The 16,804-nt window shown below is 30.8% G+C and carries 17 protein-coding genes; 1 reads left to right on the plus strand and 16 read right to left on the minus strand.

Annotated features, from left to right (window positions below; all coding sequences use genetic code 11):
• Positions 1–57 precede the first annotated feature (57 nt).
• The 9 genes from BB045_RS07660 to ccpN form a co-directional block, all read right to left on the minus strand.
• Positions 58–834 (minus strand): metal ABC transporter ATP-binding protein, encoded by a 777-nt coding sequence (locus BB045_RS07660; protein ID WP_037536591.1) that lies wholly within the window; start codon positions 832–834, stop codon positions 58–60.
• Between the two features lie 247 nt (positions 835–1,081).
• Complete coding sequence (locus tag BB045_RS07665) at positions 1,082–1,972, minus strand: deoxyribonuclease IV (RefSeq protein ID WP_075140641.1); 891 nt, start codon at positions 1,970–1,972, stop codon at positions 1,082–1,084.
• A gap of 9 nt (positions 1,973–1,981) precedes the next feature.
• Entirely contained in the window at positions 1,982–3,328 is a 1,347-nt protein-coding gene (locus BB045_RS07670) for a DEAD/DEAH box helicase (RefSeq protein WP_075140642.1), read from the minus strand.
• 46 nt (positions 3,329–3,374) lie between these two features.
• Positions 3,375–4,475: a Nif3-like dinuclear metal center hexameric protein gene (locus BB045_RS07675; protein WP_070861498.1), complete on the minus strand. Its 1,101-nt coding sequence runs from the start codon at positions 4,473–4,475 to the stop codon at positions 3,375–3,377.
• Entirely contained in the window at positions 4,465–5,154 is a 690-nt protein-coding gene (locus tag BB045_RS07680; RefSeq protein ID WP_070441021.1) for a tRNA (adenine(22)-N(1))-methyltransferase, read from the minus strand. Before BB045_RS07680 ends, BB045_RS07675 begins: the two co-directional genes overlap by 11 nt.
• Positions 5,155–5,395: 241 nt before the next feature.
• Positions 5,396–6,502 carry an RNA polymerase sigma factor RpoD gene (rpoD, locus tag BB045_RS07685; protein WP_011275651.1) on the minus strand — a complete coding sequence of 369 codons (1,107 nt, stop codon included), beginning with the start codon at positions 6,500–6,502 and terminating at the stop codon, positions 5,396–5,398.
• 301 nt (positions 6,503–6,803) lie between these two features.
• Entirely contained in the window at positions 6,804–8,609 is a 1,806-nt protein-coding gene (gene dnaG, locus BB045_RS07690; RefSeq protein WP_070861494.1) for a DNA primase, read from the minus strand.
• A 59-nt stretch (positions 8,610–8,668) separates the two neighbouring features.
• Positions 8,669–9,484 (minus strand): pyruvate, water dikinase regulatory protein, encoded by an 816-nt coding sequence (locus BB045_RS07695; RefSeq protein WP_075140643.1) that lies wholly within the window; start codon positions 9,482–9,484, stop codon positions 8,669–8,671.
• A gap of 11 nt (positions 9,485–9,495) precedes the next feature.
• The gene (gene ccpN / locus BB045_RS07700) at positions 9,496–10,119 is read right to left on the minus strand and encodes a transcriptional regulator CcpN (protein WP_075140644.1); all 624 of its coding nucleotides are present in this window, start codon (positions 10,117–10,119) and stop codon (positions 9,496–9,498) included.
• 339 nt (positions 10,120–10,458) lie between these two features.
• Here ccpN and BB045_RS07705 point away from each other — a divergent pair, with 339 nt between their 5' ends.
• Positions 10,459–11,850: a glycine--tRNA ligase gene (locus BB045_RS07705; protein ID WP_070581592.1), complete on the plus strand. Its 1,392-nt coding sequence runs from the start codon at positions 10,459–10,461 to the stop codon at positions 11,848–11,850.
• 77 nt (positions 11,851–11,927) lie between these two features.
• On the opposite strand, the gene recO is transcribed toward BB045_RS07705, so the two are convergent.
• The 7 genes from recO to BB045_RS07740 all read right to left on the minus strand — a co-directional run bounded on the left by recO (position 11,928) and on the right by BB045_RS07740 (position 16,787).
• Positions 11,928–12,680, minus strand: coding sequence for a DNA repair protein RecO (gene recO / locus BB045_RS07710; RefSeq protein ID WP_070441033.1), 753 nt, complete (start codon positions 12,678–12,680; stop codon positions 11,928–11,930).
• A gap of 31 nt (positions 12,681–12,711) precedes the next feature.
• Entirely contained in the window at positions 12,712–13,611 is a 900-nt protein-coding gene (era, locus tag BB045_RS07715) for a GTPase Era (protein WP_070581591.1), read from the minus strand.
• Positions 13,612–14,016, minus strand: a complete 405-nt coding sequence (cdd, locus tag BB045_RS07720; RefSeq protein ID WP_011275644.1) for a cytidine deaminase — start codon at positions 14,014–14,016, stop codon at positions 13,612–13,614.
• 19 nt (positions 14,017–14,035) lie between these two features.
• Positions 14,036–14,371, minus strand: a complete 336-nt coding sequence (locus tag BB045_RS07725) for a diacylglycerol kinase family protein (protein WP_037536612.1) — start codon at positions 14,369–14,371, stop codon at positions 14,036–14,038.
• Positions 14,372–14,375: 4 nt separating this feature from the next.
• Positions 14,376–14,837 carry an rRNA maturation RNase YbeY gene (gene ybeY / locus BB045_RS07730; protein WP_070441039.1) on the minus strand — a complete coding sequence of 154 codons (462 nt, stop codon included), beginning with the start codon at positions 14,835–14,837 and terminating at the stop codon, positions 14,376–14,378.
• Positions 14,838–15,785, minus strand: coding sequence for a PhoH family protein (locus tag BB045_RS07735; protein WP_070581590.1), 948 nt, complete (start codon positions 15,783–15,785; stop codon positions 14,838–14,840).
• 312 nt (positions 15,786–16,097) lie between these two features.
• On the minus strand, positions 16,098–16,787 hold the full coding sequence (locus BB045_RS07740) for a hypothetical protein (protein WP_070581589.1): 690 nt from the start codon (positions 16,785–16,787) through the stop codon (positions 16,098–16,100).
• Positions 16,788–16,804 lie beyond the last annotated feature (17 nt).

Genomic DNA, 16,804 nt, shown 5'->3' on the forward strand with positions numbered 1-16,804 from the left:
TCACTACTCACTTGTTTAATTAATACATTCATTTTGTTACTCCTAATATATTAAATTTTAAACTTCACAACATTCTCTATTATGTTGATGATCTACAAATTTAATGGGGTGACCATAAATTTTAGAAATTTCAACTTCGTCTAATTTTTTGAAGTCCTCGGTTGATCCATGGAAATGTAAATGCTTATTTAAGCATGCTACTTTTGTTGCTGTATCAGCTACAACGCCAATGTCATGTGTTACTAATATAATCGTTATACCTTCATCTTTTAATCTTTCAAGCGTTTCATAAAATTCACTTACATGTTTTGCATCAATACCATTTGTAGGTTCATCTAAAACTAAGACAGAAGGATTGGAGATTAAAGCTCTCGCAATTAATACACGCTGTTGTTGTCCGCCGGAAAGTTCTGCAATATTCTTGTTGATAAGATGATTGATATTTAATCTAGTTAAAACGTCATCGACAAGTGCTTCATCTTTTTTATTAAACTTTTGAAATAACTTTTTTGTTTTAGTAAGACCACTAAGTACCACTTCTTTAACACTTGCTGGAAATCCAGCATTAAAAGCTGTAGCTTTTTGTGATACGTAACTAATCTTTAAAGCAGATTGATTTTGCTTTTTATATGATTTTCCATCTATATATATTTCGCCCTTTTGCAACGGAAGCAACCCTAATATGATTTTTAGTAAAGTAGACTTACCTGCTCCATTGGGACCCACAATTGCTAAAAATTCACCTTTATTTATGTGTATATTAATATTTTCTAAAACTTGTTTATTATCAAATTGATAATCGATATTTTTTAATTCAAAAACAGGTTGATTCATTATTTCACCTCGTTTAATACTATACAGTTAAGTTTAGAAGTTGTAAATAGTAATGTTTACGACTTGATTTAATAGATAATAAAATGGAGCGATACTGAATTATTGTAAAATTAATTGTATCACTCCTGAGAAAATTATTAAGTCTGTGAAGAGTTATGGTTTAACGCCTTTTAAGGTTATACAGCTATTGTTTTATTACATCATAGCCTTAAATATTAATATTTGATTCACTTCCAATTAATAATAATTATTGCTGAAGAATTTTATATTTTAATTCTGAATCAAATTGTTGTGCTTTTAACATCTCTATTTCAAATTTATAAGGTGGTTTCTTATTTTTTTTATCTTCACCAACATAGGGTGTTTCTAAAATTTTAGGTATATCCTTGAAAACATCATGGTGTACTACATAATTTAATGCGTCAAATCCAATGTGACCGAATCCAATATTTTCGTGTCTATCTTTATGAGCACCTTGCTCATTTTTACTATCATTAACATGAACCACTTTTATTCGATCTAAGCCAATAATTTTATCAAATTCATTTAATACACCATCGAAATCCTCTTTAATGTTATATCCAGCATCATGAGTGTGACATGTATCGAAACAAATTGATAGTCGATCATTATGAGTAACCTCGTCAATAATTTGTGCGATTTCCTCAAAACTTCGTCCAACTTCAGATCCTTTTCCAGCCATAGTTTCTAGAGCGATGCGCACATCATTATCATGAGTTAAAACTTCATTCAATCCTTTAATAATCTGTTGAATACCTTTATCAGCACCAGCGCCAACATGTGAACCAGGATGTAGAACAATATCTTTAGCACCTAAAGCTTGTGTTCGTTCAATTTCATTTTGAAGGAAATCTACCCCTAATTGAAAGACTTCCGGTTTAGTAGTGTTAGCGATGTTTATAATATATGGAGCATGGACGACTAAATTAGATAAACCATATTTATCCATGGCTTCATGTCCTTTTTCGATATTTAAATCCTCTATGCTCTTTCTTCTTGTATTTTGAGGTGCGCCAGTATAAATCATAAATGTAGACTCACCAAATTTGTGTGCTTCTTCTGCAGAACCTTCTAACATCTTTTTACCACTCATAGAAACATGTGACCCAAGTAACATTGCTTTCACCTAACCCTTTTTATTATTTTTTCGTTGTTGTCTATTTTGTCTTTTACTAAATTGTTTTCTTTCTTGTCTCTTCATTCTTTCGACTTCTTGTTTGAATTTCTTTTTATAACCTGGTTTGACTTTATTTTTAGTCTTACTTCGCACTTTATGTTTTACTTCGTTCGTTAAGTGATCGTCTTTTCTTACACGCTTACGTCGAGTATTATGTGCTTTAATTGGTGTTAATTCATTATTTTTCACATCAACATTTTCAAAATGGTAGCCTTTATCTTCAATTAGTGTGATTAAATGTTCTTCATCCGGACTATAAAGTGTTATTGCCACACCTCTATAATTACCTCTACCTGTTCTACCCACACGGTGTGTAAAGAAGTCAATATCTTTAGGTACGTCAAAATTAATAACATGACTAACGCCTTCAATGTCTATACCTCGAGAAGCTAAATCACTTGCGATAACAAATTGAAATTCTAAATTACGTATACGTTTCATTTGTTGCTTACGCTCTCTAGGTGTTAAACCACCGTGTATCATGCCAACTTTAATACCGGCTGCATTTAATGAATTAGCTAATTCATCCGCATTATCTCTACTATTACAAAATACAATACATAAGTACGGATTTAAAATATTAATTAATTGAAGTGTTTTATCTACTTTTTCACTACCTTTAGTTGGAATTAGATAAAATTCGATATTTTTTTTATTTTGAGATTTAGAATCAACTTCTACATACTCAGGATTACTAAGATATTTATTTAAAAATGGTTGTAAGGATTTAGGTATAGTAGCACTGAAGACAGCTATATGTGCATTTTCATCAAGACGTGATGCAATTAAATCTACATCTTCAATTAATCCTAAATCAATCATTAAATCAGCTTCATCAACTATAAGATAAGATGCTAAGTGCGCATGTAAATGACCACTTTGAGCTAAATCATTAATTCTAGTTGGTGTTCCTATTACTAATTGCGGTTGATTACTTGTACGCTGTCTATCTTTTTCAATATCTGTACCACCAATAAATAAACTAACTTTAACGCCCTGTTTAAAAGTAGCTAGATGGCTTGCTGCATGATATAACTGTTGTGCTAATTCTCTTGTAGGTGCCACCACGATAGATTGAGGTTCTTTATTTTCAACGTCTATTTTATCCATTAAAGGTAATAAAAATGCATGCGATTTCCCTGTACCTGTTTGAGATTGACCTATTAAATTAACTCCTTTTTTAATTCTAGGAATTATTCTATTTTGAATTTCAGTTGGTTTTTCAAATTTTAAATCTTTAATTGCTTCTATAAGTTTTGAGTCTAAATTAAATAACTCAAATGGATGAGTTGCCATCGATTAGGCCTCCTTAAAATATTCAATTGATGTTGATTAAATTTTTTTAGCTATATTTGAATGGGTCTGTATTAATATTAGAAGCTTCAATTGGGAAGTTTACATTTTTAGTATTTAACCAATGCTTCAATAAATCTTTAAGTCCCTCTCTCATTACATATTCACTATAATGATTAATATCTAAAATGGTTATGCCGTTAGTCTGTGCATCAAGTGCATCATGGTGTTTAACGTCCCCTGTTATAAAGATATCAGCACCCTTATTGAAGGCAAGTGATTCAAATCCAATTCCAGAGCCACCAATAATTGCTACATTTCGAATGAGTTTACCAGAATCACCAGTATATCTAACACTAGGTATATCAAGCTGCTTTTTCACAAATTTCACAAATTCAGCTAATGGCATTGCTTCTTCCATATTCCCGATTTTACCAAGTCCATAATTAGCAGTTTTAGTCATTTTAATAAAATCATAAACTGGCGTTTCATAAGGATGGTTGCTAATAATTGCTTTTTCAGCTAATTCATATTGACTATCTTTAATCATAAATTCAATTTTAACTTCGTTCACGTATTCAATATTGTTTATTTGACCTAAATATGGTTTAGCTTCACCTACAGGTTTGAACTGACCGCGACCCTCAGTTTCATAAAAACAATATTCATAATTACCTTCTTTTGCAAGTCCTACTTGATCAAGACTATTTTTAAAGGTTTCTATATCTTCCTTAGGTATATAAGTCTGAACTTTAAAATAGGTTTCATTTTCTTGTGTTAAAAATTGTATATTGTTTAACTTTAATTTATTAGCTAGCATTTGGTTTACACCATTAACGTGGTTATCAAGGTTCGTGTGTAGAGCAATGAGGTTAATATCATGACGAATAATTTTTTGAATTAATTGTCCATAACCATCATCAATAATTGATTTTACTCCCTTAAAAATGAGTGGATGATGAGCGATAATCGTGTTGTAACCATTATCTATTGCTTGGTTAACAATTGAGTCGGTACAATCCAGAGTAGTTAAAATACCATTGATTTCAGATTCATTATTACCTATAAGTAATCCAACGTTGTCCCAACTTTCTGCTGTTTTGAGAGGAACGTGATTATCAACAATAGACATTAACTCTTTAATCTTCATAATTTAACACCTCAGTAATTAATGATATATCATTCTCTATTTCTTTAAGTCTCTCATGATGTGATTCTGAATTCAATTGATTGCGAATATGTTTAAGTGCTTCTAATTCATGATTCCATTTCTTATAAAAAATTTCATTTTTCTTTTGTAATAGCTTAGGTCCAAATTTTAATTCTTTATTATTCAAATTTTCACTAGTAGTATTGTATTCAGCTACAACTATTTCGTAAATATGTCCTTTTTCTTCCATAATAATCTCATCAACAATGTGATAGTTGATAGACATTAAAGTATATCTTAATGCTTCAGTCTGAATGTTACTTTGTAGAACTAGTCTAGGACCTTGAACTAGATGCTCTTTTCCTTCTTTTAATATTTTAGCAATTAACGGACCGCCCATACCACAAATAGTTATATTCTGTATTGATTCGCTTTTGCTTATAACACTCAATCCATCCCCTAATCGAACATCAATTACATCATTAAGTTGATTTACTAATACATTTTTTCTTGCTGCTTCATATGGACCTTTAATAACTTCTCCAGCAATAGCACTAGAGATTAAATTATTTTGAATTGCATAAATTGGAAGATATGCATGGTCAGAACCAATGTCAGCCAATTTTCCAGGAACAAGGTAATTGCAAACAGAAGTTAATCTTTGATTTAAAGTTATCATAGGTATCTCCTTTACTATAAAAAGAGACTGGGACAAAGTTAAGTGTCTCAGCCTAAAATTCTCTTTAGCTCAATATAGTAACGTTTAAAATAGAATTGAATTATCATGGTAGATAATAGAATCATTAATTAGTAAATGCTACAAATTAACTAATTAATTGAAATGAATATTTCAAAATTTTAAACGTTAAGTACTCTATGAGCATTGAAAATAAATAAAGTTTTAACTCGAATTATTAAAATTAATCCATAAAGTCCTTTAATCTCTTACTTCGACTTGGGTGTCTAAGTTTTCTTAGTGCTTTTGCTTCAATTTGACGAATTCTTTCACGTGTAACACCAAAGACTTTACCAACTTCTTCAAGTGTTCTTGTTCGACCATCGTCTAAACCAAATCTTAAGCGTAAAACATTTTCTTCACGGTCAGTAAGCGTATCTAAAACATCTTCTAATTGTTCTTTTAAAAGTTCGTAAGCTGCATGGTCAGATGGACTTTGCGCCTCTTGGTCTTCAATGAAGTCACCTAAATGACTATCATCTTCCTCACCTATTGGCGTTTCTAATGATACTGGTTCTTGAGCAATTTTAAGAATTTCACGTACTTTTTCTGGAGGTAAATCCATCTCTTCTCCGATTTCTTCAGGTGCAGGATCACGACCTAAATCTTGTAATAATTGTCTTTGAACACGTATTAACTTATTAATTGTTTCAACCATGTGGACTGGAATTCTAATTGTACGTGCTTGGTCGGCAATCGCTCTTGTAATTGCTTGTCGAATCCACCAAGTTGCATAAGTGGAGAATTTAAATCCTTTGCTAAAATCAAATTTCTCAACAGCTTTTATTAATCCCATGTTGCCCTCTTGAATTAAATCAAGGAATAACATGCCACGTCCAACATATCTTTTTGCGATACTTACAACTAGTCGTAAATTAGCTTCAGCTAACCTAGACTTAGCAATCTCATCACCTTGCTCAATTCGTTTAGCTAATTCAATTTCTTCTTGAGCACTTAGTAGATTAACTCGGCCAATTTCTTTTAAGTACATTCTTACAGGATCATTAATTTTGACACCTGGAGGGGCACTTAAATCATTTGGGTTTAATTTTTCATCAGTATCTGAGCTATCTTTCTCATTTACTAAACTAATATCATTATCATTTAATTGGTCAAAGAAATCATCCATTTGATCAGAATCCATATCGAAATTTTGCAATTTTTCGGCTATTTCCTCATGACTAAGGTGACCTTCCTTTTTACCTTTATCGATTAATTGTTTCTTAACATCTTCTAATGTTAATGTCGGATCTATTGTTTGTTTTTTAATTTTAACTTGGTTATCAGACATGAAAAGGCCTCCCAATAGTAATATTTGCTTTCAAACAAGATATTTAATTATATAATATTTCAATATAATAAGAAAAGTATTAATAAAAATTCATAATAATGGTAACATTTCATATTCAATATTTGAATGTTTAATATCAATTATATTTAAACGACATCACATTAATTAAATATTACTTATGTTCCATATCTACCCGTTAAAAACGCATAATAACCATTATACAATAATGGTTATTAAATAGAAATACTATTTATATGATTTATTAAAGTATGCAATTTTATAGCAGTTTTTATAATAATAGTTACATACGAGCTTTATTTTTATTAACGATTTGTTCCAAATAATATTTTTGCAATTCTACGTCGCCTATCCGTGACGCTTCACGTAATTTATGATTTAATTCTTCAAGTGTATCTCCATACTTTGATTCATTGATGACATTCATGTAATCTTCTATTTCACTATCATAAGGCTCTTGATTTAAATCATAATTATCCAAAGCGATAATTGCATCTCTCAAATTATCATTATCTGTGTAAAGTATCATATCGCTAATTGTATAACTGTCATTTTCAGCGTAAAAATCTTCTAAAACACTATATATACGTTTGAAAAATTGATTATCAAAGTCACCACTCTCAAGATGCTTATGATAATTTAAGAATAAGTCTTTATCATTCATAAAATGTTTAAGTAAGGCTCTTTCAGCACTTTCATGTTTTGATAAATGACTAAATAAATTATTTGTATTATTTTGTATTTCACTATCATATGATTGATAATCGTTAAAATGAGGTTCGCTAGGAATATATTGTTGTTGATTCAACACATTGCTATTTAGAGTATTAGAATCAACATTAAATATATGTGCTACATCTTTGATTATCTTATTCTGCAAAATTTGAGAATTCATTAATGCAATATCTTGGGTAACTTCTTTAAGATAACGTTCATAAGCTAAGTCATTATTAGCAATTTCATCTTTGTGTTTATTTACTTTATAAATGATAAATGATTTCTTTTCATTATTTACATATTCAAGAAATTTTTCATTACCATATTTAGTTATATACTCATCTGGATCCATATCTTTAGGTAATTGAACCACAAAAACATTAAATCCTTGTTGTAAAAGGTGTTGCCCAGTTTTAATTGTTGCTTCTTGACCAGCGAAATCACCATCAAACATTAAAGTAATATGAGATGTTAATTTTTTTAGAACAGTAATGTGTTCATCTGATATAGCTGTTCCCATACTTGCAATGACCGGTTTTAGTCCTGATGAATCTGATTTAATTACATCCATAAATCCTTCTAATAAAATGGCTTCATCATTTTTTCGTATATGCTTTCTAGCATTATCAAGATTATATAATAATCTTCTCTTTTGAAATATGGGTGTTTCCGGACTGTTTAAATATTTAGGTTCTTGATTATTATATGTTCTACCTGAATAGCCCACAATACGACCCTGAGCATTATTTAAAGGGAACATAATGCGATCTCTAAACCTATCAAAATAGCTGAAATTTTCTTCATTTCGTGATAAAAGACCAGCTTCGTACGCGAGTTCTATATCATAACCTTTTTGTTGTAAAAAGTCATGACAAAAGTGAGTATGATTAGGCGCATAACCAATACCACGTGATTTAATAAGTTCTTCAGTAAAACCACGTTTTGTTAGATAATTTAATGCCTCTTCACCTTCTACTGTCTTAAGTAAAGCATATTGATAATATTCAAGCATTAATTCATGCATCTCAATCATTGTTAAATCATTCGATGCTATTTGACTTGTATAGTCACTACTATTACCAATATCAACTGAAATGTTAATTCTTTCTCCTAGCTCTTTTACAGCCTCTACAAATGATAAATCTTTTATCTCTTGAGTAAATTGAAATACATTACCACCTTTTTTACAACCAAAGCAATGACAAATTTGTTTATCTTCAGATACAGTAAACGAAGGAGTCTTCTCATCATGAAAAGGACACAAACCAATGTAATTGCGTCCTCTTTTTTCTAATTTTACATATTCACTTACTAAATCCAAAATATCGGTCTTATCTTTAATTTCATTAATTACTGATTGTTCAATACGCAATATATATCACCTATAAATTGTAGTCATAATATTATACTTTGTCTAAAGATAAATTAAAACTATTTTGATTGACTTTCGATTATATTAATAACATCATTAGCTGTTTCTTCAATTGCTTTATCAGATACATCAATGACTGCACATCCAATTCTGTCTACGATATCTTCGAAGTATTTAATCTCTTCTTTAATACGTATTTCATTAGCGTATCTAGCTGAATCACCTAATCCAAGCTGTTTCAAACGTTGTTTTCTAATACGATTTAATTTTTCTTTACTAATTCTTAAAGCGATGCATTTTGATGAGTCAATGTCAAATAACATGTCCGGTGGGGTTACTTCAGGTACAATTGGAACGTTCATCACTTTATAACTTTTATGGGCTAAATATTGAGATAAAGGAGTTTTTGATGTTCTTGAAACACCAATTAATACTATATCCGCTTTAGGTAATCCTTTAGGGTCTTTTCCATCATCATATTTTACCGCAAACTCAATCGCATCAATTTTCTTAAAATAAGCGTCATCTAAACGATGGACTCTACCAGGTTGATTATATGGATTCTCTTCAAAAGCATCTTTTAAATAGCCCATTAATGGTCCCATAATATCAATAGAACGTAACTTATTAGTACCTATCTTACTTTCCATATATGTTTTCATTTCTGGTTTAACTAACGTATAAACTATAATTGCATTTCTGTCATTTGCTACTTGAATAACTTCATCAATGTCCTCTTTTGTCTCGATATAAGGATACCTTAAAAATTCATGTTTACATTCCTTTGGATTGAATTGAGAAATACATGCTCTTGTTACTAATTCAGCAGTTTCTCCAATTGAATCAGAAGCGATGATTATCTTTATATTTTCCATCGTTCTACCACCTATTCTTTAAATAATGATACAAATAATTTTGCAATTGTTGTTTTTGAAATTCTACCAGTGACTTGATATTTATTATTACCTTTATTTTTTACAATGGGTATTGAGTCGATTTCTTTCTCTATCATTTGATCTGCAGCATATATAATAAGTTCATCTTCTTCTAAATAAGTTAAGTTAGGCATTCTAGACATGTTTACACTGATAGGCATTGTATGAATATCCTCTCCAATCATAGATGCTCGTAACAAATCCTTTCTTGAACAAACGCCTATAAAATCATTATGCTCATTTGTAATGAATAAAGTACCTGCGTCTTCTAAAAAGATGGTACAAATAGCATCATAAACAGTCATATCTTCTTTTACAATGACTGGTGGAGACATATAGTCTTTAACAACATATTGGCGTAATTTATCGGTCATTAATTTGTTTTTTGATTTTCCTGAATAATAATAACCAACTCGAGGTCTAGCTTCTAAAAAACCGGACATAGTTAAAATTGCTAGGTCAGGTCTTAGAGTAGCACGCGTTAAATCTAATTTTTCGGCAATGTGTTCTCCAGTGATGGGTCCACCGCTTTTGACTATTTCAATGATTTGTTCTTGTCTTTTACTAAGTTCTATAGGTCTTCACCCCTTTTTTATTCACGTCTATTATACCTATTTATTTATGTAGCTACAAATACATATAATTTCTTGCTATTAAATAATCAATCTATTAAACTAATAGTAAGCGAGTTAAGGGTGGTGTAAGCTTAACAATTTTTAATTTGGCTAATATTAAAACTTTATAAAAGAGAGTGGCTACACTAATTTGGGTGGAACCGCGGGTTATTAAGGTATCAACTATATTAAAACAATATAGTAAAATAAATTAACTCGTCCCAAGATAATGATAAATGTAATTTATACATTTATTTATTGTCTTGGGGCGTTTTTATGTATTAAATAAGGAGAGATTATATGGTTAAAGATATGGAAACAATTGTATCATTAGCGAAACACAGAGGATTTGTATTTCCTGGTAGTGATATTTATGGTGGATTATCAAATACATGGGATTATGGCCCATTAGGTGTTGAATTAAAAAATAACGTAAAAAAAGCATGGTGGCAGAAGTTCATAACTCAATCACCATTTAATGTTGGTATTGATGCTGCAATTTTAATGAATCCTAAAACTTGGGAAGCTTCAGGTCACTTAGGTAACTTTAATGATCCTATGATTGACAATAAAGATAGTAAGATTCGTTATCGTGCAGATAAATTAATTGAAGATTACATGCAAAAAGAAAAAGGCGACGAAAACTTTATCGCTGATGGTTTGAGTTTCGATGAAATGAAACGTATTATTGATGATGAAGGTATTGTATGTCCGGTAAGTGGAACTGCTAATTGGACAGATATTCGTCAATTTAATCTTATGTTTAAAACATTCCAAGGTGTTACAGAAGATTCTACAAATGAAATTTTCTTAAGACCAGAAACTGCACAAGGTATTTTTGTGAATTACAAAAACGTGCAACGTTCTATGCGTAAAAAATTACCATTTGGTATTGGTCAAATTGGTAAGTCTTTCCGTAATGAAATTACACCAGGAAACTTCATCTTCAGAACTAGAGAATTTGAACAAATGGAATTGGAATTCTTCTGTAAACCTGGTGAAGAAATTGAATGGCAAAATTATTGGAAAACATTTGCTAGTCAATGGTTAAAAGATTTAAATATCAATGAAGAAAACATGAGATTACGTGACCATGACGAAGAAGAGTTATCTCATTACTCTAATGCTACGACAGATATCGAATATCGCTTCCCATTTGGTTGGGGTGAATTATGGGGTATCGCAAGCCGTACTGACTTTGACTTGAAAAAACATAGTGAACATTCAGGTGAAGACTTTAAATATCACGACCCTGAAACAAACGAAAAGTATGTTCCATACTGTGTTGAACCATCTCTTGGTGCTGATCGTGTTACATTAGCATTCTTATGTGATGCATATGAAGAAGAAGGTGTTGAAGGAAGCAAAGATGCACGTACAGTGATGCATTTCCACCCTGCTCTAGCACCTTATAAAGCCGCTGTTTTACCATTAAGTAAAAAATTATCTGAAGAAGCTATTAAGATTTTCGAACAATTAAGTTCTAAATTTGCAATTGATTTTGACGAGTCTCAATCAATTGGTAAACGTTACCGTAGACAAGATGAAATTGGTACACCTTATTGTATTACATTTGATTTTGACTCATTAGAAGATAATCAAGTTACAGTACGTGACCGTGATTCAATGGAACAAGTGCGTATGCCTATTTCAGAGTTAGAAACATTTTTAGCTGAAAAAGTGGCATTCTAATAAAATGTGAATAATTAGTACTAACCCCACCTCAAATTTCTTTGTGGTGGGGTTTTAAGTGTGAGTATTGTTGGATATTAATATTGTATACGTTTAAGTTGGTTAATTAGCTTTTGACCTTTAAAGTACATGCCTGCATATTCTTTATAAATTAATAATATTAATTCTGACATTTCATCTAATATTTCTTGGCTAATGTTAAATTGATTCATTTTATCAATTGGTAATTTTTGTAAAACATCTAATAAGTATAACGTTTTGTTAGATATTCGAAAGGCATGTGGGTCTTTGTGTAATTCTGATTCAAGAATAGTTCCATCATATACAAAACTATACGCAACTAATTTTGATTGATCAAAGCTATTTGAAATAGCTGAGTGATTAAAAAATGCTGTAAACCCAAAACGATTCATACATTTTAAAAGAACTATAATTGACATTAATTGAGCTGAATCACCATTTGAAATCTTTTCGAGTACGAAGTGTAAAAGTTGGTAATGGAACGGTGAAATGTCATCATTATCCATAGAACGTTCAATTGCCTCTGCACATAACGTAGCATAACTACTATTAAATATATCTAAACGTAAATAATAATATTGATTGATAACATCAACTGAACTTAATGTACCCATGCCTTTCCATTTATTATAAATAAATAAGCCATACACAAATAGTTGCGTATGGGCTTGCAAACCTGTTTTTGATTTTTTAGCTCGTCTAACCATTAATGGTATTTTTGCACCATGCTCGTTTAATATTGTAATAATTTTATCAGATTCTCCATAATCTACGGACTTTATGATGATACCTTTTTGTTTTTCGAGCATAGTTTCACGACCTTTCTAAAATCAAATATTTTTAATCTTGATCTTCAATATATCCCATTTGACGAATAAAATTAACTTTATTTCGCCAATCTTTTTGAACTTTTACCCATAGTTCCAAATAAACTTTTGAGCCTAGTAACATTTCAATATCATGTCTTGCTCTTTTACCGACTTCTTTTAGTTTTTTGCCACCTTTACCGATAACAATACCTTTTTGTGAATCTCTCTCAACAAAAATAGTAGCTTCAACTCTAACACGCTCGTCATTTTCTTTAATCATTCTATCTACATTTACGCCTATTGCATGCGGAATTTCTTCACTAGTTAAATGTAAAATTTTCTCACGTATGATTTCACTGACAACAAACTGTTCAGGGTGATCTGAGATTTGATCATCTGGATAGTATTTTGGACCTTCAGGTAAATATGTTTTCAACACATCTATAAAATGGTCAACATTTAGTCCTTCTAAAGCTGATATTGGTACGATTTCAGTAAAATCCATGTATTTTTGATATTGTTCTATTCTTGGCATTAGAGCATCAGGATGAACTAAATCGATTTTATTTAATACTAAGAAAACGGGCGTCCTAACATTCTTTAGCATTTCCATGATATATTCATCGCCACGACCGATTTCTTCATTAACGTTAACCATGAACATGATTGCATCAATTTCAGATAGAGTATTTTTTGCAACACGCATCATATAATCACCTAATTTGTGTTTAGGCTTATGAATACCCGGTGTGTCTAAAAATATGATTTGTGCATCATTTCTAGTCATTACACCTTGGATTTTATTTCGAGTTGTTTGAGCCTTGTCGGACATAATTGCAATTTTATGGCCAATAACTCTATTCATAAATGTAGATTTTCCTACATTCGGTCTTCCTATTATTGATACAAATCCTGACTTATGTTCTGTCATTTATTCTAAATCCTTTCCTGAAAAGCCATGTGGTAATAAATCTCCCACAGTTGACTCAAGTAATTCCCCTTTATGGTTTGTCATATATACCGGCATATCATCATCGCATAATTCTTTAAGTACCTGTCTACAAGTTCCGCAAGGAGAAGACGGTTTTTCAGAATCAACAGTTACTGTTATTGATTCAAAATCTCCAGGTCGATAACCTTCAGATATTGCGGCCACTAAACTAGAACGTTCAGCACAAATGGTAGCAGGGTAAGCTGCATTTTCAACATTAGCACCATAGAACGTACGGCCGTCTTTGGTCTTTAAATAAGCACCTACTTTAAAGTTGCTGTATGGTACATACGCACGGCTTTGAGCTTCTCTAGCTTCTTGAAAATAATGTGATTGATAAGTCATTTAAACATCCCCTTTATAGTTAGAAAATATGAGGTAAAAATATAACTAATCCAGTTATTAAAGCAAATATTGATACCAACATAACACTAAATGCGGCAATATCTTTAGCCTGTTTAGCAAGTTCATGATAATCCATTGTAACCAAATCAACTACACATTCAATTGCAGTATTAACAGCTTCTAAGGTTAATACTAAAAAGATGGCTAGTAATATAAATAACCACTCTATAGCACTCAATTGATAAATATAACCTAAAATAATTGTTATAAAAGCAATAATGATATGTAGTAAATAATTATGATCTTTTAGAAGAAGCGTTTTTAACCCATCATACGTATGTTTAAAACGTTTAATATGTTTAATCTCTAGTCAATCCATATGCATTTAGTATAGTGTCTTGACGGCCAAACATTTCTTTCTCATCTTCTTCATTCATATGATCATAACCTAATAAATGTAAAAATCCATGAAGCGCTAAAAATCCAAGTTCTCTTTCAAATGAATGCCCGTATGAGTCAGCTTGTTCTTCAGCTACATTAGTGCAGATAATAATATCACCGAGAACTCTAGGCATATCTAGTCCAACAATTTCTGGTTCGTCTTCTTCAAGAGCGAATGAAATAACATCTGTTACTTTATCGTTATCGCGATAAGTTTTATTTATTTCTTGAATTTCATTTTTATCTACGAATGTGACTGAAAGTTCAGCATCCTCGTTAATTTGCTCTTGTTCTTTAGCAAAATTTAGTAAATTTTCAATCTGATGATACCAAGATTCATTTACCAGGTCTGTATGATCATTAAAATCAATTGTAAACATTTAAATGTCTCCTTCATAGCGATCAATTATTTTACTTACTAATGGGTGTCTTACAACATCACTTTGATCTAATTGCATAATGTTAATTCCTTTGACACCATGTAATTTTTTGACTGCTTCTTTTAGTCCACTTTTAACACCTTTTGGTAAATCGATTTGAGTTTGATCTCCTGTTACTACCATTTTAGAACCAAACCCAAGTCGTGTTAAGAACATCTTCATTTGAGCATGCGTTGTATTTTGAGCTTCATCTAAAATCACAAACGCATCATCAAGTGTACGACCACGCATATAGGCTAAAGGCGCAATTTCAATAGTACCTCTCTCTATAAATCGAGCTGTTTGTTCTCTTCCTAATACAGTGTTTAATCCGTCATAAAGAGGTCTTAAATAAGGGTCTACTTTTTCTTTTAAATCACCGGGTAAAAATCCAAGAGACTCTCCTGCTTCAACAGCTGGTCTTGTTAATACAATACGTTTTACTGAGCCCTTTCTTAGTTGTTTAGCTGCATATACCACTGCTAAAAAAGTTTTACCAGTACCTGCAGGCCCAATGCCAAAGACTAAGTCATTATTCTTCATTGCATTAACATATAGTCTTTGTCCCATAGTTTTTGCTCTAATAGTTTTTCCATAAGCATCTTTTGTAATTTCTTCATCATATAAATCAATAAGGTGATGTATTGTATCATTTTTAGCCATTTTTATTGCAACTTCTACATCTTTTAATGTAATTGTGTTACCCATTTCAATTACTTTTAATAAATTTTTAAGAACTAATTCTGACTTTTCTACAGGCTCTATTTTTTGACCTTTAACTGCTATTTCTTGGCCACGAGCATGTATTTCGACATCAAATGCCTCCTCAATCGCATTAATATGTTCATCATTATTACCAATTAATGCTTGAGAATGGTTAATATCGTCTATTTGAATTATTCCTGGCATACAAGCGCTCCTTTTCACTTAAACAATGTAAAATCTTTTGATTATATTAGTTTCACTTAAAATTCAAAAATTAAACATGATTTGTTAATCTTCAAAAAAGTAAAACTTAATTAAGTTTAGTAAATTAACTTTCATTTAAATTTTACTAAAGTCTGTTAAAGTATACAAATTTAATTGGCTTTGTGTGCTGATTTATTAAATTATAATATGAGCCTTTTCTTTTTAATAAAATAAAAAAACCCGAAAATCATTTAAAAATGAAATTCGGGTTAAATATAATTTTTAATTATAAAATTATAACATTTCTTCAAATTATAATTGTTTAGGTTTATTGAGAATTTCTTGCCATATAATACCATTTACAACAGGATCATTATCAAACTGAAAACTTTGATGTGTCATATCTTGTTCTATTGCTTTACTATTTAACAATTGTTTTAATCTATAGCGTTTGGTACGTTCAGATAGATTTTTATCATTGATAATAGTTCTTGCTTTATTTTCAATTCTAGAAAGGTGTTTTTCTTTTTCACGGTCGATTTCTGTACGTACGTTATATAAATCGTCTACAAGTTGTTTTTCTAATTCTTTTTGAAGTTTATTCGAGTCTCTATTGCTCTCGCGTGAACTGGCAGATTGACGTGTTTCTCTTTCAACTCTACCACGTTGCCTTGCAGAACGCTCTAATTCCTCTGGTACGCTCTCTTTTTCGATTTCTTTTTCAAGTTTTTGATCCTGATAAACACGTTTTGTGTTAGGCTGTTTATCTTTCTTTTGTTTGTTAGATGGTTTATCTTCGTTTGTAAATTCCTTTTCTAACTCACTAAATGCTTCTTCAATTTGCTCAAAAAAACCTTTTTCATGAGTTTCTTTTTTGTCAGAAGTTGACTTTTTTGGCTGAGGGGGTCTTTGATTTTTTCTTTGTTCATGACTCTTATCCCTCATCGCACTAATACCTGTAACAATTATGGATATTATAAAAATTATAATACCAATATTCATCTAATCACCCCTTAAAT

It is taken from the genome of Staphylococcus sp. MB377 (assembly GCF_001922505.1).
GTDB classification, from domain to species: domain Bacteria; phylum Bacillota; class Bacilli; order Staphylococcales; family Staphylococcaceae; genus Staphylococcus; species Staphylococcus haemolyticus.

Bases quoted from the DNA above. Each gene is read 5' to 3' on its own strand.
- BB045_RS07660 (WP_037536591.1), bottom strand. From the start codon at position 834: ATGAATCAACCTGTTTTTGAATTAAAAAATATCGATTATCAATTTGAT.
- BB045_RS07665 (WP_075140641.1), bottom strand. From the start codon at position 1,972: ATGTTACTTGGGTCACATGTTTCTATGAGTGGTAAAAAGATGTTAGAA.
- BB045_RS07670 (WP_075140642.1), bottom strand. From the start codon at position 3,328: ATGGCAACTCATCCATTTGAGTTATTTAATTTAGACTCAAAACTTATA.
- BB045_RS07675 (WP_070861498.1), bottom strand. From the start codon at position 4,475: ATGAAGATTAAAGAGTTAATGTCTATTGTTGATAATCACGTTCCTCTC.
- BB045_RS07680 (WP_070441021.1), bottom strand. From the start codon at position 5,154: ATGATAACTTTAAATCAAAGATTAACTTCTGTTTGCAATTACCTTGTT.
- rpoD (WP_011275651.1), bottom strand. From the start codon at position 6,502: ATGTCTGATAACCAAGTTAAAATTAAAAAACAAACAATAGATCCGACA.
- BB045_RS07695 (WP_075140643.1), bottom strand. From the start codon at position 9,484: ATGGAAAATATAAAGATAATCATCGCTTCTGATTCAATTGGAGAAACT.
- BB045_RS07705 (WP_070581592.1), top strand. From the start codon at position 10,459: ATGGTTAAAGATATGGAAACAATTGTATCATTAGCGAAACACAGAGGA.
- recO (WP_070441033.1), bottom strand. From the start codon at position 12,680: ATGCTCGAAAAACAAAAAGGTATCATCATAAAGTCCGTAGATTATGGA.
- era (WP_070581591.1), bottom strand. From the start codon at position 13,611: ATGACAGAACATAAGTCAGGATTTGTATCAATAATAGGAAGACCGAAT.
- cdd (WP_011275644.1), bottom strand. From the start codon at position 14,016: ATGACTTATCAATCACATTATTTTCAAGAAGCTAGAGAAGCTCAAAGC.
- ybeY (WP_070441039.1), bottom strand. From the start codon at position 14,837: ATGTTTACAATTGATTTTAATGATCATACAGACCTGGTAAATGAATCT.
- BB045_RS07735 (WP_070581590.1), bottom strand. From the start codon at position 15,785: ATGCCAGGAATAATTCAAATAGACGATATTAACCATTCTCAAGCATTA.
- BB045_RS07740 (WP_070581589.1), bottom strand. From the start codon at position 16,787: ATGAATATTGGTATTATAATTTTTATAATATCCATAATTGTTACAGGT.